At 34.6% G+C, this 21,728-nt stretch carries 22 protein-coding genes and 3 pseudogenes; 5 read left to right on the forward strand and 20 right to left on the reverse strand.

Features of this window, described 5'->3' with window-relative positions; genetic code table 11:
- Positions 1-313: 313 nt before the first annotated feature.
- Together Q8G36_RS19220 and Q8G36_RS19225 are read right to left on the reverse strand one after the other, a co-directional pair.
- Positions 314-1,288, reverse strand: a complete 975-nt coding sequence (locus Q8G36_RS19220) for an anti sigma factor C-terminal domain-containing protein (protein ID WP_305161784.1) — start codon at positions 1,286-1,288, stop codon at positions 314-316.
- Entirely contained in the window at positions 1,272-1,778 is a 507-nt protein-coding gene (locus Q8G36_RS19225; protein WP_061461601.1) for an RNA polymerase sigma factor, read from the reverse strand. The genes Q8G36_RS19220 and Q8G36_RS19225 overlap by 17 nt, the downstream gene beginning before the upstream one ends.
- 654 nt (positions 1,779-2,432) lie before the next feature.
- Between Q8G36_RS19225 and Q8G36_RS19230 the strand changes: the two genes are divergently transcribed.
- Complete coding sequence (locus Q8G36_RS19230; RefSeq protein WP_305161785.1) at positions 2,433-3,377, forward strand: hypothetical protein; 945 nt, start codon at positions 2,433-2,435, stop codon at positions 3,375-3,377.
- A gap of 286 nt (positions 3,378-3,663) precedes the next feature.
- Here the strand turns inward: Q8G36_RS19230 and Q8G36_RS19235 are convergent, their stop codons facing one another.
- From Q8G36_RS19235 to Q8G36_RS19245, 3 genes are all read right to left on the reverse strand, one after another.
- A complete protein-coding gene (locus Q8G36_RS19235) occupies positions 3,664-3,936 on the reverse strand; it encodes a hypothetical protein (RefSeq protein WP_305161786.1) in 273 nt (90 codons plus the stop codon).
- 131 nt (positions 3,937-4,067) lie between these two features.
- The gene (locus Q8G36_RS19240) at positions 4,068-4,433 is read right to left on the reverse strand and encodes a CPCC family cysteine-rich protein (RefSeq protein WP_305161787.1); all 366 of its coding nucleotides are present in this window, start codon (positions 4,431-4,433) and stop codon (positions 4,068-4,070) included.
- Positions 4,434-5,059: 626 nt separating this feature from the next.
- Positions 5,060-5,275 (reverse strand): hypothetical protein, encoded by a 216-nt coding sequence (locus tag Q8G36_RS19245; protein WP_305161788.1) that lies wholly within the window; start codon positions 5,273-5,275, stop codon positions 5,060-5,062.
- A 460-nt stretch (positions 5,276-5,735) separates the two neighbouring features.
- Here Q8G36_RS19245 and Q8G36_RS19250 point away from each other — a divergent pair.
- Positions 5,736-5,867: pseudogene (locus Q8G36_RS19250) on the forward strand (IS110 family transposase); the annotation flags it as partial.
- 230 nt (positions 5,868-6,097) lie between these two features.
- Here the strand turns inward: Q8G36_RS19250 and map are convergent.
- The 5 genes from map to Q8G36_RS19275 form a co-directional block, all read right to left on the reverse strand.
- Positions 6,098-6,838, reverse strand: coding sequence for a type I methionyl aminopeptidase (gene map, locus Q8G36_RS19255; RefSeq protein ID WP_305161789.1), 741 nt, complete (start codon positions 6,836-6,838; stop codon positions 6,098-6,100).
- Positions 6,839-7,077: 239 nt separating this feature from the next.
- Positions 7,078-7,749, reverse strand: a complete 672-nt coding sequence (locus tag Q8G36_RS19260) for an HAD hydrolase-like protein (RefSeq protein ID WP_305161790.1) — start codon at positions 7,747-7,749, stop codon at positions 7,078-7,080.
- A gap of 158 nt (positions 7,750-7,907) precedes the next feature.
- The gene (locus Q8G36_RS19265) at positions 7,908-8,225 is read right to left on the reverse strand and encodes a hypothetical protein (RefSeq protein WP_305161791.1); all 318 of its coding nucleotides are present in this window, start codon (positions 8,223-8,225) and stop codon (positions 7,908-7,910) included.
- A gap of 386 nt (positions 8,226-8,611) precedes the next feature.
- Entirely contained in the window at positions 8,612-8,947 is a 336-nt protein-coding gene (locus Q8G36_RS19270; protein WP_305161792.1) for a hypothetical protein, read from the reverse strand.
- Positions 8,905-9,174, reverse strand: a complete 270-nt coding sequence (locus tag Q8G36_RS19275; RefSeq protein ID WP_305161793.1) for a class I SAM-dependent methyltransferase — start codon at positions 9,172-9,174, stop codon at positions 8,905-8,907. Before Q8G36_RS19275 ends, Q8G36_RS19270 begins: the two co-directional genes overlap by 43 nt.
- A 314-nt stretch (positions 9,175-9,488) precedes the next feature.
- On the opposite strand from Q8G36_RS19275, the gene Q8G36_RS19280 reads away from it, so the two are divergent.
- Positions 9,489-9,848: a hypothetical protein gene (locus tag Q8G36_RS19280; protein WP_305161794.1), complete on the forward strand. Its 360-nt coding sequence runs from the start codon at positions 9,489-9,491 to the stop codon at positions 9,846-9,848.
- 211 nt (positions 9,849-10,059) lie between these two features.
- On the opposite strand, the gene Q8G36_RS19285 is transcribed toward Q8G36_RS19280, so the two are convergent.
- Both Q8G36_RS19285 and Q8G36_RS19290 read right to left on the reverse strand, forming a co-directional pair.
- Entirely contained in the window at positions 10,060-10,503 is a 444-nt protein-coding gene (locus tag Q8G36_RS19285; protein ID WP_305161795.1) for a cell wall hydrolase, read from the reverse strand.
- Positions 10,504-10,658: 155 nt separating this feature from the next.
- A pseudogene (locus tag Q8G36_RS19290) lies at positions 10,659-11,245 on the reverse strand (LysE family translocator).
- 131 nt (positions 11,246-11,376) lie between these two features.
- Between Q8G36_RS19290 and Q8G36_RS19295 the strand changes: the two are divergent.
- Positions 11,377-11,565 (forward strand): annotated as a pseudogene (locus Q8G36_RS19295) (LysR family transcriptional regulator); the annotation flags it as partial.
- A gap of 181 nt (positions 11,566-11,746) precedes the next feature.
- Here the strand turns inward: Q8G36_RS19295 and Q8G36_RS19300 are convergent.
- From Q8G36_RS19300 to Q8G36_RS19325, 6 genes are all read right to left on the reverse strand, one after another.
- Positions 11,747-12,325 (reverse strand): TetR/AcrR family transcriptional regulator, encoded by a 579-nt coding sequence (locus tag Q8G36_RS19300; RefSeq protein WP_305161796.1) that lies wholly within the window; start codon positions 12,323-12,325, stop codon positions 11,747-11,749.
- A gap of 115 nt (positions 12,326-12,440) precedes the next feature.
- Complete coding sequence (locus Q8G36_RS19305) at positions 12,441-14,084, reverse strand: amidohydrolase (RefSeq protein ID WP_305161797.1); 1,644 nt, start codon at positions 14,082-14,084, stop codon at positions 12,441-12,443.
- Positions 14,085-14,127: 43 nt separating this feature from the next.
- Complete coding sequence (locus Q8G36_RS19310; protein WP_305161798.1) at positions 14,128-15,495, reverse strand: APC family permease; 1,368 nt, start codon at positions 15,493-15,495, stop codon at positions 14,128-14,130.
- 57 nt (positions 15,496-15,552) lie between these two features.
- Positions 15,553-16,491, reverse strand: a complete 939-nt coding sequence (gene speB / locus Q8G36_RS19315; RefSeq protein ID WP_305161799.1) for an agmatinase — start codon at positions 16,489-16,491, stop codon at positions 15,553-15,555.
- 998 nt (positions 16,492-17,489) lie between these two features.
- Complete coding sequence (locus tag Q8G36_RS19320) at positions 17,490-17,720, reverse strand: hypothetical protein (RefSeq protein WP_305161800.1); 231 nt, start codon at positions 17,718-17,720, stop codon at positions 17,490-17,492.
- A gap of 55 nt (positions 17,721-17,775) precedes the next feature.
- A complete protein-coding gene (locus Q8G36_RS19325) occupies positions 17,776-18,252 on the reverse strand; it encodes a hypothetical protein (RefSeq protein WP_305161801.1) in 477 nt (158 codons plus the stop codon).
- A gap of 319 nt (positions 18,253-18,571) precedes the next feature.
- Here Q8G36_RS19325 and brnQ point away from each other — a divergent pair, with 319 nt between their 5' ends.
- Positions 18,572-19,912, forward strand: coding sequence for a branched-chain amino acid transport system II carrier protein (gene brnQ, locus Q8G36_RS19330; protein WP_305161802.1), 1,341 nt, complete (start codon positions 18,572-18,574; stop codon positions 19,910-19,912).
- 76 nt (positions 19,913-19,988) lie between these two features.
- On the opposite strand, the gene Q8G36_RS19335 is transcribed toward brnQ, so the two are convergent.
- Both Q8G36_RS19335 and Q8G36_RS19340 read right to left on the reverse strand, forming a co-directional pair.
- Positions 19,989-20,321: a hypothetical protein gene (locus Q8G36_RS19335; RefSeq protein WP_305161803.1), complete on the reverse strand. Its 333-nt coding sequence runs from the start codon at positions 20,319-20,321 to the stop codon at positions 19,989-19,991.
- A 430-nt stretch (positions 20,322-20,751) separates the two neighbouring features.
- Complete coding sequence (locus Q8G36_RS19340) at positions 20,752-21,279, reverse strand: DinB family protein (RefSeq protein ID WP_370694096.1); 528 nt, start codon at positions 21,277-21,279, stop codon at positions 20,752-20,754.
- Between the last annotated feature and the right edge of the window lie 449 nt (positions 21,280-21,728).

Consider the following 21,728-nt stretch of genomic DNA (forward strand, 5'->3'; position numbering starts at 1 on the left):
TTATTTGTGATTTTTTAATATTCGAACCTCTTCTTCTAGTTTATCTATTTTTTGCTGAAGTTCTTTCTTCGATTGCACTAGTTTTCTTAGTAAAAACAAAACTAATATTACGAAAAGAGAAAAGATATAATTTCAATGTAATAGGGGCAACAATAAGATCTTGCTTGGCTCTATCAGGAATATCACTTGTGTCGTAACAATTGTCCTCCTCTTTAGCATTTGTAATTCTAACTCCAACATTCCTCCTTAATATTAATGAGCATCTTATATACATCAATCAGGATAGAGTGATCCACTCTACTCACTGATAATACTAATATTGATCTGTTGTGGCTCCTAAGGTAGCACCATTTATCATAGAATTGTCATTATACTTTTTTAAATCACTAGGTTTCCCTGTAACTACTACACCAATAATTTTAAGGTTCTCAGATTCTAGTTTAATTTTACCTTTATTAGTAATGTTATTGTAAATTTCAATTGCCTCATTCTGATAATTTCCACCATCGGATTTTATCATCTCTAGGATAGATATAAAATTAAATGCTGGCTCAGTTTTTGGATGATTATTATTTTGAAATCCATATGCTTCAAATCCACTTATGGTATGTCCTCTAGGAATATTCTCTTCTTCATTTAACTCGTTATGCTCTTTTATGTCATCCTTACTAAAGGTATCTACCCAATACCAAGCTAATTGATCTTTAAAAACTTTGTTGACTTCTTCTATTGAATATCCCTTATTAAATGAAAATGCCATTTCTACGACGGAGTTATCATCAATTTGATTAAGCAAAACCCTGTCATCGAAAATTTGCTTATAGTTAACTTCTGGGTGATAAAATTCAATTACTCTTTCTCCTTGGTAAAATAAAGGAATTCTCTCATCCTCAATACTCCCAGATCCTGAGGGACCATCAGTCGTAATCAATCTTGATGTTCCAAAAATAGTAAAGACTTTTTCCTGTTCTCCCCATGGGATTGGTACCCCTCCAACTTTTTTAACTAACTTTGTTTTTGTTGTTGCTGAAATCGGAGAATAATTATAAGTTGTTCCTTGTTCTTCAATATTTGCTCCCATAATTCCATTCCAAGTTGAATCTAAACTAGTTTCCTTTTCCATTTTCATTTTCATTACTGTATCACCAATAAAGTATAGACCAGTTAAAACGATTAAACTAATACTTAAAGAAATGAGCACCATTTTTAGCATTGAGCGTCTCTTTGCTTTTTTCACTAATTTCTCAAACTCAAAATCTTTAGGTATAAATTCATTTTCTTTGCTCATTGTCATACCTCCTATATTGTTCTATAAATTCTTTTCTTGCCCTGTGAAGAATGGTCTTAACGGATCCTTCTTTCATGCCATATAATTCTGCTATTTCATTTATTTTCAATCCCGTACTATATTTGAGAAGAAGTAGTTGTCTATATTTTGGTTTTAATCTTTTTAACAGTTCATGTATATCTTTCACTAATTCACTTTGTAAGAGGGCAATTTCAGGTGTGTCTTCCTCGAATAGTTCATGTATGTTAAATTTCAATAATATTTCTTTCCGCCTCGATTTCTTACGGGTCAAGTCATAGTATTGATTTACTGCTACTCTAAAAAGCCAACTTTGTGTATTTGTGACTGAATCAATATATTGTAAGAATTTATAAGCAGTATCCTGAACAATATCTTCTGCATCTTCCTTTGAAGCACCCATTTTCAACAGGTATGAGTAAACAAATTTCAATATTTCGTTAAGTTTTTTCCCCATCATGTAATCATTCATTTCCGACCTCCCACCTTTAAAACGTTTAAGTAAAAAAAAGGTTAACAAAAAATTGACAAAAATAGTTTACTTGTTTGTCTAATAACGTTTTTAACTATAAATAATTTTGTCTAAAATTAAAAAAGGACTAGGCTATAATGGGTACAGTCAGGAAAATGTGGATTTACAACGCTAAGATATTTTTCAATTAAAAAGCCCAATTTAACTCTGAATTAATAGAGAAAATTAGGCTTTTTTTATGCAATAGGGACTGTTGGTTCTTCTGCCTATAGCTTTCCTATAGCTTTGAAACAAAGTTTGATAAAATTAATACAAGAAACCTTGATAAATGAATAAATGGAAAGAGCATGTTTTGAAAAAAATTGATCAAAACATGCCCTTATAATATTTTTATTGGATTATTCATTTATAAAAAAATCGATCATTTTTGTGTTCCTTAATGAACTAACGCACCCGTTAGTTCATTAAGAAAAGCGATTCTTATTAAAGAATCGCGCCCGATTGTGGAAGATTAAAAGCTGTTTAAGGGTTCCCCACTTATTGAAACATTAACACTTCATAGGTGGCTGATGGAGATGCTTAATAAGAACATTAAAAACTATGTTACAATTAACAATGTTGGGTAAAAATGCTAATATTTTAGGGGATGATTTTTTGAAAAAAATATCAATGTTATTCATTTTATTCGGTATGTTATTTTTTGTAGTAGCATGTACATCAAATAAAACCAATAACGAAATGGAAAGCTCTGATAATAATGTCACATCTAAAGGTAGTCCAAATAATTTAATTTCCTACTATGAAACAATCAAATTAGAAAATGCCATTGAATCTTCTTTTAACAAAAATGTGTTTAAGAAAAAAGGGCATCCAGATGGCTATGATTTAACCCTTTCTCGAGAAAAGAAAGAAGTCATTCTCGTGATTAGACCTTATTCCAAGAAAAATTTTAATTATTTAAAAGACGATCTTCAAAGTAATATTGAAGAAGTATTGAGAACAAAAAAGTATAGGGATTATAAAGTAAAAGTTCTTGCTTATTGGAATGATACCAATCAGTCAGAAAGACAAAAACGAGAGGAAGAAATTATTCAGGAAGTAGCAAATGAAATGAAGAAGATCGATAAAATTGATGTTTTGTTGACAGGAACTTCATATTCAGCCACTGACGGACGCATTGTACAATTGGACTTAATGTTCTATAGAAACGATAAAGAAGTTATTGAGCCAAATGAGTTTAACAATTTTCATAAAGAATTTCTTAAGTTAGCTCAAGAAAAAGGATTTAATGTTAAGGATATTCCAATACGTTTTAAATCAAATTTAAAACGAGATTGGGAAATGAAAGTTATGCCATCAATAGATCAAGGGTTGAAAGAAATAAAGGATCTCAAAGTTACATCTACAACTATAATAGATGATCAGAATCCCATTATTATTAATACTTCCATAGACAGTACAGATAAAAAAGCTAAAGAAATAGGAAAACGTATTGAAGAACTTACAAATGAATTTTTTCAATATAAACAAATAAAAAAATCATTTCCTGGCCCTTATGAAATTCATGTTCTAAGTAAAGACAATAAGAAAATAAATTAAGCAATAAAAAAGGGATCTTCCAATCAAAGATCCTTTTTTATTGTATATAAGATTTATTAAGTAAACTAGCTTGCTGCTAATTGCTATGTTCCTCAACAATCTGGCCCTTTAATGGAATAATATGAATGACGTTTTTAAATAACTTTATTATGTTTTAAACGACTTTATTGTAAATTAAACAACTTTAATGTCACTTAACAGTATTCCTTATGGAACTATCCTGCCCCTATAGTTCCATAAAAAAAAGAGCTGATGATCAGCCCCTTATATAAAAAATAACGCATCGTTAGTACATTAATTTGTCTATACCCATTCCACAAAACATTATCGTTAGGATGAACCAAAATATATATTCTTTTTTCTTAACAATATAATTTTCAATTCCTGTTAGAAGGGTGATTATTCCTGCAATTAATCTTAAAATTCCAGAGTAAAAATACTCTATACTGTCATAAGATTGGAAATATAATACTACTGCTAAGATTATCAATGCCCACTGTATAAACAGAATAGGTTTATTTCTGTCATCCCAAAATTCTTTTCTCAAAAATGAACGCATTATTTTATCTCCTCAATCTAAATCAAAGTCTCTCGTATTATAAACTGTAATGAACTAACCTTCCTCGATAGTTGCACAAAGAAAAAGCTGCTTTAAAGACAGCTCTGGTCTTCTGCTAACGCACCGTTAGTTCATTTAGAGACTTCAATTAAAACCTTCTCGTAAGACTTTATTTTGCTCCAAAGTGCCTTATATTCTAACGAATCTGGTTCAAACTTGCCTAATTCAAAGAACGCACTTATTAAAGACTTTTTTACTTCAATTTCTTTATCAGTTTGAGTAAATATATTTCTTCTATCTCTATACATAATGAGATTTTCTTTAAAATTTCTTCTTGCTTCTGTAAGAGAGTAATCCCCATTTGGACCACCCCAAACTTGATTTGCATATGGATCGTCTTGTCCATCATCTTCCCAATTACAGAGTTCACATATATCATAAATCCCACGCTCTTTCAATGTTGGAAATCCACAACAAGGACACTTTTCACGTTGCACTAAAATCCCACCCTATTACCTTTGCTTTTTATCTAGAATAAATCCAATAGTTGCCACTAAAATCACTAGAAAGATACCTATACAGGCAGTAACTATGCCTTCTGTTTTGTCTTTTGCATAAAAACAAATATATGTATTAAAAGAGAAAAAAATTAAAAAAATTAATAACTTTGTAACTAAGTTAATTGTATTTATTGCTCTCACAGTAAATCACATTCCTTAATGGTGAATTAACGATATTAAATTAAAATTATTTGAACCTTTAAGAAAATAATAACAATAAAGAGTAATTATTCATAAGTGTAAAATAATCCATTTCCTTATGGAACTAACCTGCCCCGATAGTTCCATAAAGAAAAAGCTGCCTTAGATGCAGTTACACTAAATAAACCCCTTGGGAGCCAAGGGGTTTTTCATCTTTCACTTTTATTGTTTATGTATGATTTTATTCAACTAAAAAAGGATATTTTCTCTAAGTCCTCTTCCAATATCGGTCCCACCTACGCCAAATATTATGACAGCCACACATGCCATCCAACCCATTATTATACTAGAAAGCGCTTGCATCCTCAATCGACATCATTGGACTTCTAATTCTACGATTTAGTGTTTCATGGTTGTTCCTCTTAGTGTTTCTCAGCCTCAATTATACGCGAACCCTTATCATGTAGGTATTCAAGTGAGATACCCATTTTTAATGCTGTTTGTTCAATTAATCTAATTTCATGATACATAGCATCAGACAAGATTCCTTTTTCAATGTTCTTATTTATTTCATAATAAAATCCAGCCAATAATTCTAACGGTAGTTTACCGTAAAGGGAACTTTTTTCTTTCTCCATAAATACCTCCTAATTCGACAATACAAAAAACTAGCATAACACACATTGAAAGATTTTTGTTCAATAAAAACATAATTGACCTAGGGAAACTTTTTGAACTAGGAAAACCCTGAATTTGACCGATTTAGCCCAATTCAGGGTTTTCTAAAAGGGGCAAAGAGCCTACATAATCTAAAAATTAGGTTCTTCCATGTTATCTCGATTCCTTTATGAATTCTTTTCTAGAACATTTGAAAAACATAAGGAGCATGTTTTGAAAAAAGATTAATCAAAACATGCCCTTATACTATTTAATTGGATTATTCTTATAAAAATGATTGATGTATTCCTTAATGAACTAACGCACCCGTTAGCATTCCTGTAGATCGTTAAATATCAGGTTTGAAAAAAATAGAGCCCCTCAGTAAGATACGAGTATAGAGACCAATCTAACTCAAAATCTTAAGGAGGAAGCCCTACTATGAATTTTAAAATGCAAAACAAACAAAATCAACTAATTGAGAGAATTACGCCTCAACATCTAGTTGTTGGTGTGGATATTGCCCAACACGTACACGTGGCCCGTGCTGTAAACTTTCGGGGCATTGTGGTTGCCCTCAAGGCTGCCTAAGTAAATAAAGTGTCTAACTTTTTGGGTTCACTTCAAAGCAACTCCCTTATTTAAGTGGGTGGATGTGGGATACACCAATCGAATCCTTCTTTTATTAGATACGAGTAACATTCTTTAAAAGTGTTACGAATTGATAAGTTACTCCATTTAAGTTTCCTACACGGTAAGCGAACTACTTATATTTATACGAGTCTTTTCCGTCTATGCTTGAATTAAAGTGTGACAATAATCGGACCATTTTTAGTAAGGATAATCGTATGTTCCAATTGAGCTACATAGCTTTTTTCTGTAGCATAGGTCCAACCGTCTTCTTTTTGGAATACTTCTTCTTCAAAGGTTGAGATAAATGGTTCGAATGCGATAACCATCCCTTCCTTTAATATTTCATTATCCCATGGATCATTATAATTCAAAATATGGTCAGGTGCTTCGTGTATTCTACGTCCAACACCATGTCCTGTAAGGTTTTTAATAACAGTGAATCCATGCTGTCTCGCTGTTTCGAATACTGCTTTTCCGATTCTACTTTTTTTGGAACCGGGTTTTGCTTTCTTAAGACCTGCTTCAAATGCCTTTTTAGCAACATCGCATATTTTCGTTAATACTTCTTCTCCTTCTCCTACTACAAATGAGATTCCTGTATCTGCGAAATAACCGTTCTTTGAAGCAGATACATCTATATTTACTAGATCCCCTTCATGAATAACCCGATGACCCGGAATACCATGTGCCACTTCTTCATTAAGACTAATGCAAGTATAGCCAGGAAAATCATATTCACTTTTTGGAGCTGAAACTGCACCTGCTTTTTCTAAAAGTTCCCCGGCTATATCATCAAGTTCTTTGGTCGTTATGCCAGGAATTGTTCTTTGTACCAATTCATCTCTAATTGAGGCAATAATTTTGCCAATTTCCTTCAAACCATTAAAATCTTCTTCTGTTTTTGCAATCATTTTTTTCCTACCTCATTATCTTTTATCATCATTAAACTATATAAGTACTAATTGTACCTTTACTTTCTCGAAAAATAAAAGCAATGTAAATTATTTGGTACAATACCCCTCAGCTGAATTATTCTTCGATCAAGAAAAAGACCACAAAAAGGATCTGTTACATATGACTATACTAATTGGATTTACCTTCAAATTTTTTATAGAGTTAAACTGCCCCGTTAGTTCCATAAACCTAATTTTCACCTCATTGCATTGTCATTTAAATCTACTAAAACAGTTTTCAATTCAACTAAGCTGTTAATAATTATATCTGCTTGAGCAAGCTCATTTACTTGAGCAAAATCAAATTTACACCCTATAGCAACTAAACTATTATCTTTTGCTGCTTTAATATCAGATAATCGATCACCAATTACAGCACCTTTTTCAACATTATATTTGTTTACTATTGTATGTACTAAATCTGACTTATTTTGAGATTGTATTTGTTGTATACTAAATGTTTCCGTAACCCAATTATTTAAATTATAATACTTTACGATTGCATTTAAATATTCTATTTGCCCATTGCTTGCTATGTATATTGCACAATCATTATCTTTTAAATAGCCAAAAACTTCCTTTACATATGGATATAAAGCACCATTACCTACATTAATATTAGTAATTAATTTCTCGTGTAATAATTCATTTGCTTGTTGTCTGATTTCACTCGAATGTTCAGGTAATAAGGTTTCCCATACAACTGGTAAAGGTACTCCCATAATTTCTCGATATTTTTCAATGGGCGTTTTTTGATCCCACAAACTCATATTTCTCAAATGATCAAACGTTTCTTGAAGGGAAATTTCTAAAATTTTATCTGTTTGAAATAATGTACCATCCATATCAAAAATCAATGATTGTGTCATTTTCTATCCCCCTAGGCAAAATGAAATTTAAGCAAGAACCTATTAATATATAACTTGCAATATTCTGTTTTTTACAACTAACCTATCCCGGTAAATGAGCTACAAAAGCAACTCCCTTATTGAAGTAAAGTACCTGTTACTTTAAGAACAAAATTTATTTATTCGGCACTAATATTTCTGTTTTTCTTTTTAAAATAAATAAACGAATTAAGTATGCTTAACCCTAAAATTATAAGAAACATATTTGTAGAAATAATGTCTCCTGCTAAATTTAATTCATCAGCTATGTATCCCGTGATAATTAGGTTAATTCCAGAAACAATTATAGAAATCATCAAAACGACAGAAATTGTAAATCCATTAACAATGTTGTTTCTTTTTCTCTGAACCAATAAAATAGTGGAAATAACAATTAAACTAATTATAAAAGTAATAAAAATTAATCTTGACCAATCGTATATGTCTAACCCTTCCATAGTCAGCCCCCCTTATTTTCTTCTCTAATTTATATTACCATAAAAAACCATTACCCTTATTAATTCCTTCACAATCATGCAAATACCAAAAGGCATTTCTTCAAATGAGGAACTTATTACTTTGCACAAACAATGAAACTATTTAATGAATTCACATTTCCATTCGAATTGTCCATCAGTTCATAATAACTAGTTATCAACGCTCGTATCATGGAAGGAACTTTAATAAATTTTGCACGGATACTATTTGCATAACTTTTTCCCATTGACCGTCTTGTAATGATATTGCATCGACTGTAGTTGTTTTACCACTTCAAAATTTGCTTGCTGGAGTAGCTGGTGAATTTGAGTCTTATGAAACAAGTTTTGGATATTTCCTTCATTCTTTACGAAGTTTGAATACAATGCCAGAATGGAAACTGCACAAAAATGGGCACGTTGCGTAATGCAGGTAAAATCGAGGTCCCATTCTGCAAAACATATATGTTTTGCCAATCTGCTAATTTTTTAAAGTAATTCAATAAATCTTCTTGTTGCTTGAAATACCATGAACCATGCGATAATACCGCCACATCAAATGGTATAGTTGATTCAAAAAAGTCAAAATCCATTTTAAAATGAAAGTCAATACGTTCTCCTAATGGAGATTTCTTAATACGTTCTGTTGCTTGACCTAATGTTAACGGTGCTCCGCAATCGGGACTAGCAATATCACTACACATCCGTTTTCTCCTACTGAGTCTGCTATTGCAACGGTTGTATTCCCTTGACCACAACCTATTTCTAATACACGCATTCCTTTTCGTATCCCAAATGCTTCCACTAATTCCAAACGATGCTGCAACTGAGCTTGTTGTATCAAATCAACTTTAAATAATTGATATTTCGATAAAAAAGATATTGTTTTTTCGTTTAGTTGAAATGACTTCAAGTATAAATCATTCCACATTTATTGTGTATTGGTTCATCAACAATGAAAAAGGCTGCCTCAGCAACATCCCTTATTGAAGTAAAGCTCCCGTCAGACTAAATACGCCCCTTCACGATGCCATCTCTTCAAACGTGTTGATGCCGCCCTAATGAAAATCTGCACTGTTCCTAGTTACAGGAAAGCACGACCACTGTAAAAATGTTTAAAACATTGTCCCCCAGCACAATAATATTTAATGAAAGGGTTGAATAGGTGTTCGTAATTATGACTTTAATAACTCTTTTATAGGCAAAGTATATTTGTCTTTATTCCACCAAAGGAGGAATATCCATTTGAGGATCTCTTCAATATCGTTCAAAGAACCTCCAGTTCATCATGAATTCCCTCCCCTCTATGAAGGTTTAGGGCTGCCTGAGTTATCTTCATTCATTCAGCAACGGTTTGAATTTGCATATACCTTGGGGGAAGTCGAAAGAACCGGGCATGGCAGCATTCGCTTTTATAAACGGCAGGGGGATTTTAAAGTACATATACCTGATAAGTTGCCAGGAGTGGGGCCAAAAAAGCTTCGGAAATTAAAGGGCTTGTTACTGGAGGAAGCCAAAACAGCTTTCATCGAAAATATTGAATCGGAACCAGAAAAGCGGAAGGTGTACTACGCCGAATTTTCGTCGCCCTGGGAAAGACGCTAAATAATTGTGCTGTTCCACAGTCCGGACCTTAAATGAATAAAAAGCGCTGTTCCTTGTTACAACAATAAAAAATATAATAGCCTTCACTAAAAAATCCCCCAAACAACAATCCATATCTTACCTTATTTTACAAACCTTGTCGAAGTGCCCGATTGTTGAAAAAGAAAAGGAGCTGATAATCAGCTCCTTAAAATGAAATAATAGCTCCCAGTCAACCTCCGGTATAAACACTTGCACATGTTCCAGGTTTTGGTTCATAATAACAGTGATTTTTAAATTGACCAGCAAAAGGTTGATCATACCATGTTGGAGGGCATGGAGCATATGGATTAAAATACCAAAGCGCATATTTCCCTGGGTGTTGTCTCCAATAATCCAAATTCTGTTTCGCTAATCTTTTTTCAGCAGTTCTCGCTCTTTGATAAAACACATTACCTTTTTGAACAGCTTCAAAAGAATAATTTCCTCCTTGTACATGAAAAATGACTTGTCGAATTGTTCTTAAATCTTTAAAGTCCAAACAATTTGCTTTAAGACGATTAACAATTACATTTCCAACATATAACATCCCTTGCAGTCCTTCACCTTCGGCTTCAGCTCTCATCATCCTTGCCATTAAGTCAACGTCTGAACTTCGGTAACTTACTCTTGCCATTTTTTCACCCCAAATATATCGTATGAAAAAAAGCCTGCATTAATGTCATTGTTTATGAAATAAGAAGCTTACAGTAATAATAAGAACCTAAAGACAGCTCCGATCTTCAGCCAAACCTTTTAGCTCACGAGTTACTGTTGTTTCTTTTTGGGTAATCACAGAAAAATTGTACCGGCAGAGTATATCAATAACAAACACATAATTAACCGAAATGACTTGTCATGTTTAGAAAAAAATCTTTGAACAGCGAGCCGAATCCTGACCACAGAAGCAATGCCATCCATCCCAGAAAAATGGTTAACGCTAAATAGATAGCTATGAATTTAAGCGACTCATTAGACGGTAAAATAAACGCACTCAACACGGTTAAATAGAACAAAATGCTTTTGACATTGATAATTTGAAGAATGAAACCTGATAAAAAAGAAGACTGTACATCTCTGGATTCCTTCTTTGAACCTTTGGGCATACTAATCTGCCTAGCTAAGTAAAGAAGATATGTGGCACCGGCTATTTTAAAATATGGCTCTACAATAGGAATCCAATTGTAGAGGCTTGTTGTAAATACTCCGCTCATGATCCCTAATACTGCTAATACTGCAAATCCTGCCAAGATGCCGCTTGTGAACCTCTATGATCCAAAAAAGCCAAACCTCCTTGCTTCATTCATCAATAAGATGTTACTTGGACCAGGCGTAATCGATGTAATCATCACATACGAAAGAAACGCTATTATACTCATAATCTCACCTTCATTTACTATTTCCTAACGAACAGTCTTTATTGTAAGATGACTATAACTATAAATAAAATCGAAATTAAAAAAATCATTATCATTTTTTTCGATACATCTTCCAACTTAAGGAGAACGATATGGAAATTAGACACCTTAAAACGTTCCAGACTATTGTCGAAATAGGAAGTTATGCAAGGGCTGCTTCGAAGTTGGGTTATACTCAATCCACGATAACTTCACATATACAAGCGCTTGAACATGAGATTGGCGGGGAACTTTTTACTTATGCGAATAGAAATTTGCAGCTTACTACTCTCGGCAGAGATTCCAGGAGAGACCCCGCAGGCGCATAGGCGCCGAGGAGGCTCCCGGACCGCCCGCGGAAAGCGAGTGCCTTTGAGTGGAAATCAACGACAAATATTGTACAAACCCTTAAAAAACTGTAGACAAACTTGCTCGGAATAGCAAGTAAAGGATACCAATTTGATAGTTTTTAACCTTTATTTATCATTCACTTAGTCCATACCAAAAATTTTCCCATATATTCTGAATTCTAGGTTCCATTTCCTCTTTTCCATAATAAGAAAATTCCATGAATACCCCATCAATCAAACAGAGATAGGACATGATTAAGTTCTCGATTTTCACCTGGCGTATTTCTTTTTTGTCAATTCCTTCTACAAAGATAGCATGTAAGAGAGCGGAAAATGTTTTTTCAGATCTAAGGAATTTTTCATTCAATATGTGCTTCAAATGCTCCGGCGGAAAAATCATTGCTCTCTTTAAAAAAGTTGCTTTATCTTCATGGTTTTTATAATAGTTACAAGTATCAAGAAGGATGTGCTTTAACTTTTCTTCAGAAGAGAGTGTATTTATTTCTTCGACAAATTGTTCGACCTGTTGTATATGCTCTTCCAGAATTTCTTCAAACAGACACAAGAAAAGGTCATCCTTATTTTTGAAATGGTTATAGATTGAGGGTTTTTGTATACCTACCCTCTTGGCAATTTCCGATAAAGCAGTTCCCTCGTATCCGTACTTAGTAAAAAGTGTTAAGGAAATGTTCTTAATTTCATTTTTTGTCATAATGAGCCCCCAAACTATCTAACGTTAGTTAATATCATTATAAACTCATTTCCTTTTTTAAACTAAATATTTGATACCTTAGAACATCATTCTGTTTCTCTAAAAGATAAGAGAATTAGAATATGCTAGATAAAGAAGTTTCTTCGCTTTTATACACAACTTTCCCATCGTTTATTGTAAGTTCCACTTTAGTTTCGAGCACTTCATTTTCTGGAATATCAAAAAGATTTCTGTCTAAAACCACCAGATCAGCAAGTTTTCCCTCTTCTATTGTACCTAGCTCGTGCTCTCTAAAACATCCATAGGCTGAGCCATATGTATATGCTTGCAAGGCCTCTGCCAAAGTGAGCTTTTGTTCAGGATGCCATGTGTTTTTTGAATCTCCACTACTATCAACTCTTGTAATTGCAGTATATATTTGCCGCATTGGATTTAATGAGATAGATACCGGAAAATCTGTTCCTAAAGCTAAAGAGGCACCTGAATTTAAAAGCGACTTCGTCAGGAAAACATTTTTTTCCCTTTCAGGACCTATAATTGAAGAATATACCTCTCTTGACGAAGCAGCCATGTGATCAGGTTGCATAGAGACAATGACTCCTAGTTTTGAAAAACGTTCAATGTCATCCTGATCGATTACTTCAATATGCTCTATTGCATGCCTTGAGTCCCTTTTTCCATTTTTTCGTACAGCCTCTTCAAAAGCGTCTAAAGCTAAGCGAATTGCCGCATCTCCAATAGCGTGAAACCTGATTCTAAATCCAAGTTCATCTGCTTTAACAACTCGATTAATTAATACATCTGGATTTAGAGCTGGATGACCGCAGATATCCAATTGATCGGAATAAGGTTTTAGGAAGTAAGCGGTATGACCCGTGACTGTTCCATCAACAAATTGCTTTAATCCTGAGAATTGAAGTTTCCTTGATTCATATTTATTTTTCAGTATTTGAGCTTTATCCAAATTGCCATCTAATTCAGGAGTGATATGGAATCTAGTCGTTAATTCTCCTTGCTTATCCAATTTCTGAAAAAGGTCATAGTCTTGAATAAAGTGATCTATTGGAGCATACAAATCGTTTACAGAAGTTATTCCATATTGGGATAACAATTGTAAAAACTTTTTTAAAATCGTTTCTTTTTTATTTTGTGTTAACCGTAATGCCTCTTTTAAAACTATTTGTTGAGCATCTTCATATAAAATCCCAGTAAGTAAACCATCTTTATCTCTTTCATAACGACCAAAATCCGGATCACGTATATCCTCGGTAACTCCTGCTAAATCCATAGCTTTACTGTTAACCCATGTATAATGACCTTCAGCATGAAAAAGAACGACAGGACGATCTGGGATAACAGAGTCAAGTATTTTATAATGGGGTTCTTGTTTATCATGCCAATAACCTGCGTCCCATTGCATACCTATAATCCATTCTTCCTCAGAACAATCTTTAGAAAATTCCAGTACTTTTGCAGCTACTTCTTGAGCTGACCTGGCTTCAAATAAATTAACACTGTTTAAACTTAGTGCACTAAACATAATGTGGAGATGAAAATCATGAAATCCAGGCATAATTAATTGATTTCCATAGTTAAATACTTTTGTCTTACTTCCTATAAAAGGTTCAATCTCCGCTTTTGATCCTACACTCATTATTTTGTCACCTAAGATAGCAATTGCACCAGACGTTGGCTCATGTGTAAGCCCTGTGAAAATAGCATCACTAGAAAGAACAATATCTGCTTTTTTAATAGCCATAGGAGTTACCTCTTTTCATTCAAAATAATAAAACAGTAACTGATCATTGCACTAGTTTTACATCGAATTCTTCTTTTTGCTCTTCAAAATTCAGTTCAGGAGGACGTTCCTTAAACATTTTTGTTAAGTACAATAAGTAAATGAACCCTGCTGCCATCCAAGTAATTCCTAATACTAAAGAATGGATATCTAACTTTGTCATAAACAATATAGTAATACCAGCGCCTATTAAGGGAAGAAGTAAATATAAAATGATACTTTTAGGCGATCTCTGCTTCTGTCTCACAAAATAATGGATAAGCACAGAAAGATTAACGAATGTAAAAGCAAACAGTGCTCCAAAGTTAATGAAAGAAGTAGCTGTTGCTATATCCAAAAATACAGCACTCATAGCAACACAAGCAATGATCAAGATATTGAATATGGGCGTTTGAAATTTTGGAGAAACATATCCGAAAATTCTCTTAGGCAGAACCCTATCTCTCCCCATTGCATATAAAATCCTAGCTCCACTTCCTCCTGAAGCTATAGCAGAAGCAGTTGCAGATGTCACTACCACAGAAATAAACAAACTATTCAGAAAATTACCCCCGGTATAAATCATGATATCCACTATAACTGTATCCGGGTTCTTAAAATCATTAAAATTCGGGAAAATCGATTGTGCAAAATAGGTAGATGCAACAAATAATAACCCTCCAATTAATGTCGTAGCATAAATAGCTTTAGGAAGTGTTTTTTTGGGATTTTTGGTTTCTTCAGCTAGTGTAGTAACCGCATCAAACCCTAGAAAACTAAAACATAATAGAGGTACAATTGAGAGTAGATTATTAAAATTCACGTCAGGACTAAAAAAAGGATCCTTAGAAAACAACTCTCCGGTACCTTTTCCTGCTAAAAGTCCATTTATGCAAAGCAGGCTGAAAATGATAATAAAAAGAAATTGAAATATTACCAAAAAGGTATTCACATTTGCAGCAACCTTAATCCCAAAAATATTAATGGTTGTCACAGCAATAATAAAAGAAATAATAGCTACAATGATAGGAATACCAGGGAAGTAAGCATTCACCATAATCCCAAAAAGTAAAGCACTGATCATAGGACTGAAAAGATAATCCAATAAAATTACCCATCCTACCAGAAAACCAAGGTGTGGATTAATTCCTTTCTGCACAAAGGTATAAGCTGAACCGGTAGTGGGATATACCTGAACCATTTTTGCGTAACTATATGAAGTGAATAGCATGACAATTAAAGCAATTATGTATGCTGTCGGAATCATCCCATGGGTACGGTCAATGGCGATTCCATATGTGCTAAAGACTGTCACAGGGGCCATAAAGGAAAGTCCAAATACAATAACATATCTTGTATTTAGTGAACGCTTAAGCTCGGGTAATCCTTTCATCGCAAAGAGCTACCTCCTTTATTAAAAGTAATGACTGCTTTTAAATTAAAGTGATTATTAATTATTTTCTTTCGCACTTAATGCTGCAAGGCTAGCAAATTCATGTACAAGTGTTGCTGCTAAAAGTGAAGTGATTTGACTAGGATCATATGAAGGCAGCACTTCAACCACATCATATCCTATAAAGTTAAAGTCAGTTAGGGAACGTATCATTTTTAATGTTTCAAAGCTGCTAAAACCACCTGCTTCTGGTGTACCTGTTCCCGGAGCAAAGGAAGGATCAACGAAATCTATATCAAATGTCAAGAAACAAGGTGTGTTACCGATAGTTTTTCTAATCTCTTTCAAAACATCTTCAAATCCACGATCGGAAAGTTCACCTGTTGTAATCAAACGATAACCTAAATCAAGACTTGCCTGTAAATCCCCGGAGTGGTTTAGCGTGCCTCGGATTCCTATTTGAAATACTTTATCTGTCTGCAGCAAACCTTCTTCGTGTGCACGAATAAAAGGAGATCCATGCCAATATTTTTCCTCATAATATGTATCCCAAGTATCTGTATGGGAATCAAAATGAATCATGGCTACAGGGCCATATACCTTTGCCGCAGCTCGCAAACTAGCTAAAGTGACAGAATGATCTCCCCCTAATCCAATAGGTATGACCCCTTTGGACATTAATTCATTAATGGATTCCTTCATTAAATCATAACTACGATGGATATTATGAGGAATAACAGGGATATCGCCAATATCAATTGCATTCAGTTGTTCAAAAGGATATACCTTATGAATCGGATGATAAGGAAACAGGGTCATGGATGCTTGGCGAATGGCTTGAGGAGCAAACCTGGCGCCCACCCGAAAAGAAGCTGCTGTATCAAAAGGCATACCTACAATTGCTAGCTTTGCATCATGCTTTTGAGAAGGTAAACGCATAAAAGTTCCCGTTGTACAAAACTCTGGCTTTACATCTGGTGTAAGTGGATATTTCATAAGTATCATCTCCTGGTTTTAAATGAAAATCTTTTCATGCAAATTTTACAAACACATAGTGTAATCGCTTACAACCTATAATTCATTAGATTACTTTTTATTTCTAACACCTACTCCCCTCACTAACTAACGGTAGTTAGTATTAAACCAAATATAAACAAAGTTGTAAAAAAAGTCAAACTATTTTTTATTATCTATCAAATCCACCTTTTGATCAAAGTAGCCTTATCTTTCAATCCTGCCTCCATTAAAGTAAAGCCACCTATTCTTGTTATACGAACCTGCCCCTTTAGCTCCATAAGAAAAAGAGTTGCCAAAGCATCGCCCAGACTTTAGACAAATTCAAAGAAAATCAAGTAGGGAGTTGTTTTTGCAGCTCTGAGTTTATAGACAAAAGGGGTTTTACCTAAAATTTCAAAACAAAGTTGATTGGAATGGAAGGTGCGAGACTCCTGCGGGAAAAGCGCGTCGAGGGGAGACCCCGCAGGCGCAAGGCGCCGAGGAGGCTCCCCGACCGCCCGCGGAAAGCGAGTGCTTGAAGTGGAAATCGACGGTCGTGATTTTATAAACCCTCATAAAAACTGAGACAAAGTAAAAAATTGCGCCTTAATGGAATAACACCTGAGCTTCTAATAGAATTTTACACAGTTTCTTAACAAATAAGACCCGACCTTAGTTTGGTCCATCATTTTTCTGAACTTTGGAGACCCTATGGCTCCATAAAAAGAGCTGACAAAGCAGCTCCCTAACGTGCCTATTTTATATAGCCAGGAAAAGTTTCTACGCAAACTATACATCCAAGGCCCATAAAATCCCACTTTAGCATTCGTGTTATTCATCCCCAGGTCGATATTTTAAACTCACTTTTAACAACTAACTAAAATTGTTCCTTATTTAATACAATGAGTGGACATGTGTGTTATATTGATGCCAATATTTTCACTTTATTGATTAACCAACCACAGTTAGCCTAACGTCAGTTTAACAAAAACCGGAGTTTAATGATCATTTTCCCTGTTTCTTTTTCCTTCAAAATATATGGATACCGATAGAACAATGATTGCAAATAATACAATGTCAGATAACCAAAATAAGTCCCTATCAGTGATATACTCAACCATACTTAATATAGGAAGCCCGAATAGGAAAACTAAGAGTAAACCATCTTTTTTACTTTGTTTCCTTTTTTCAAAGAACAATCCCAGTATTTTTTCAAAAAATAATCTCATTATAAAACACCGCCTTAATTTCCACTGTTCCATGCCAAAAGACAGCCAAATTCAATTAAAGTCCGCCGTCTAAACCATCAATTTTTATCCCTCTGCTCCAATCACGGGTGATTTTTAATTCATTATCTATGATGGTTATCGTGAGCTCACCTTCTTTCTCATAAATTTCGGATGAATTCTCGTCATAAATCTTAAATACCGTTGTGTATGTGTAATCTACTGTGCCATCTTCATTTATACTTTGTTCTTCAAGCTTCACACTTTGCACTTCGATGCTTTTATTGATTTCTTTGGCTACCAGTGAAGGCATTGAATAAAAACGGTTAAGAATTTGGGCATTATATTCATCTTCTGATAAATATCCTTTAATATTGTCTGCCATTTCATCAAAGGTTGGAGGATTGGCTGGATCTTTAATGGTATATCGTGCAGTATAATAACCTTTAAATAACTTTTCTGCCTCTTCCAATTTGACTACATTTCCCTCGTTAACAGGGTTCCTCTCTGTCACTTCACCGTTTTCTTTGACCACTTCCTTGTTACATGCACCTGAAAACACAACGAATAACAACAAGAAGCTAAGAATTTTTTTAATTTCAGCACCCTCATTTCCTTTAAATTTCTTCTGTTCAAAATGAAATTCATTAGTATGAGCAGCTTATAGATGTTCAAAATAAGATAAGGGCGAATCACTGATCATCGAGGAAATAATAAAAAACAAAAAATATATTGAAATATCAATTTAATTTAGTTATAATACGATACGTTCTTAGTATTAGTGCTTATATAATTTTTAGAAAATTTAATAATTTTCTAAAATAGCAAATTTTGGTTTTCTCGGAGGGTTTATTTTGTCTAACAAGGTTCCATCTTCATTTATAGTAGTGATTGGGTTAATGTTATTTGCCCTTTTCTTCGGGGCAGGAAATTTAATTTTTCCGCCGATGCTTGGTCAATCAGCAGGTATGAATATCTGGTCAGCTAATGCAGGGTTTTTGGTTACAGGAGTAGGATTACCGTTACTTGGTGTGTTAGCACTTGGTTTTTCGGGAAAAGATGACTTACAATCATTAGCGAGCCGCGTCCATCCTGTCTTTGGTATTGTATTCACAACCGTTCTTTATTTAGCCATTGGTCCATTATTCGCAATGCCTAGAACAGGAAATGTTTCTTATGAGATCGGTGTAAAGCCTTTTTTGCCTGAAGATTCTGGGCCACTGCCTTTACTTATTTTCACCATCATCTTTTTCACGGTTTCGTGCCTTCTTTCGCTCAATCCTGCGAAAATTGTCGAAATTGTGGGGAAAGTTTTAACACCCATCAAGTTAACGTTCATTGGAATCCTGGTTGTAGTCGCTTTCGTTAATCCAATTGGGGATTTCCAAACACCGGCAGCACACTATATGGTTCAACCATTTTTCAATGGATTCAGAGAAGGGTATTTAACCATGGATACTCTTGCATCTTTTGTTTTTGGGATCATCATCATTAATGCCATTAAAGAAAAAGGTGCTAAAACAAAAAAACAAATAATGATCGTTTGCGGAAAAGCAACTGCCATTGCGGCCGTCATCCTTGCTACCATTTATACAGCTCTCTCTTACATGGGTGCTTCAAGTGTCGAGGAACTTGGACGCTTGGATAATGGAGGCATTATCTTAGCAAAAGTCTCGGATTACTATTTTGGATCATATGGTGGGCTATTATTGGGATTAATGATCACAGTAGCTTGTATAACGACGAGCGTAGGACTCATTACATCTTGCTCGACGTACTTCCATAAGCTATTTCCAAATCTGCCTTACAAAACGATTGCAATAAGTTTATCCATATTTAGTGCAGTCATTGCCAATATTGGACTAACCCAGTTAATTGCCATTTCTGTACCTGTAATGACTGCCATTTATCCATTAGCCATTGTATTGATCTTCTTAACATTTCTTCATTCTTTATTTAAAGGAAGACCTGAAGTTTATCAAGGCAGCTTACTTTTAACATTCATCGTCAGTTTATTCGATGGATTAAATGGAGCAGGTGTACACATTTCATTCATCAATGATTTCTTCACTACAATACTTCCTATGTACGAGGCAGGACTAGGGTGGATCATCCCCGCTATTGTTGGGGGATTCATTGGGTATGCCAGCAGCATCTTAAAGTCGAAATTCGGTCATAATCACCAAATAGATTAAAGGATATAAAATCGGTCCAGGAATATTTCCTGGACTTTTTTTATTTTCTGTAGGTCGAATTATTCTCTTGTAGGTTTCAATTTACGATGGTCTCACCGTCTTTTATAGCACTGACCTTAATTTCATAATCCTCCATGCCATGTTTTTGGGCAATGAGGGACATGGAGTGTGCGATTTCATTCTGCCTTTTTTCCTCCATTGGCACTTGAACTTTGATCGTTTTGTTATCCGTACGGACACTGACCGCTATAACCTCATAAAGATCGGAAACCTCACTGCTTTCATCCATTAAGGCTTGGATCTGTTCTTCAATCTTTTGATTGTCCAGGTGGTTGGAGACAAATAAAAGCGAAAGCGTACATAAAAGCACACCCACTCCTAGAATAATTCGTTTTTTATATTTCTTCATTCCCTATCTCCTTCTTCAATAACTCCTGGATTGTCGTGGTGTTAACGTATTGATATTAACCAATATACCATAAATTGTAATATATTATAATAATCCCCCTTAAATTCCTAAAGTGTCCAGTATCTCAACATGAAAAAAGCTGCCATAAAGGCAGCTCCAGAATGAAAGAAAAGCAAGTTTCCCTGCAGTTTTTATTTAATAAATGTTCCAGCTTGTTTTCAGAAATCCACTCCCTTTCCGCCGACAGATTGCCAAGCCTCCTCGCCGCAAGCATCTAGCGGGCTCTTGACCAGCAGTTATTCGGCAGGAGTGTCGCAAAAGTCATGTAATAATCCCCTCGGTAAAATCGTGATAGGGATTCGGTAAGGTACCATTCCCAACCCCTTATTGTCGACATGTGAAGTTGATAGCAGGGATATAAAATAATTTCTTATTCATTCCGTAATTTCTTCAGCAATTGAAAAATCTGACCTCTATGATGTGATTCATGTTCAATCAAATGGTAAACGACCCATTCAGGTGTGACGTCATATTGTTCAAGTACCCTCGGTTTACGCCAATCCGTTAGGTCCATTGTGAGAAAGTTTGAAAGAAATACTTCACGCACCTTATTGAGGCGGTAGAAATGTTCTTCGAATGTTTGTCCTTCAATGTGGCTTAGGGAGCCATCTTCAGCACGGCATCCTAATGGAAACAACGCGGATATTTCCGAATCCCATTCCGTAACAAGGACCTCCTCGTATAACCAATCTGCCTCTATCAGCGCTATGTGATATAACATCGAGCCAATCGTTTGCCTTTCATCTCTTTTTGAATCGAGTATATTTTGGCTGATTCCAGTCAATTCCGTTATAAGCGTACGGCGAACATCTTCTAAACACCATAGCGACCGCCCAATTTCCTCTTCATATCCCGGTAATGCAGATACCAGTAATGCTCTTCTCTCCACCAAGATCATCCTCCTCTTCATCAACGTACATTCTATTTAAAAGTGTTGTTTCCTTCTTTTATATGGAAAAACTAGTGAATAACCTGCCTTTTAGGGCAGGACAACAAAAAGAGCAATCCTTTAGATTGCTCTTTCGCTTGTTCCTGATTTTTTCGTATGTCATCGATATCGTAGATCGAAATTAACTCCCCAAAAAAAGATTGGCTCTCATCTCCTCAGATATACGCCTGCCCTGTAAATAATCCTGTTCCCGTTCTTGTTCAACCATCATACGTTGCTCCAGTTTTTGAGCATATAGTGCATAGCCGATTCCATGAGCCTGAAACATCGCTTTTTCCATTGCCGACGTGTACGTTAATTCGAGAAAATTAATGAAGAATCAAATCCTTCCCATAGTAAATTTCGTACTCATCTTATCATTGAAAGAGATAACTCACAAAGTTGCTATGGCTCCATAT

The organism is Peribacillus frigoritolerans (assembly GCF_030676415.1).
Classification (GTDB): domain Bacteria; phylum Bacillota; class Bacilli; order Bacillales; family DSM-1321; genus Peribacillus; species Peribacillus frigoritolerans_A.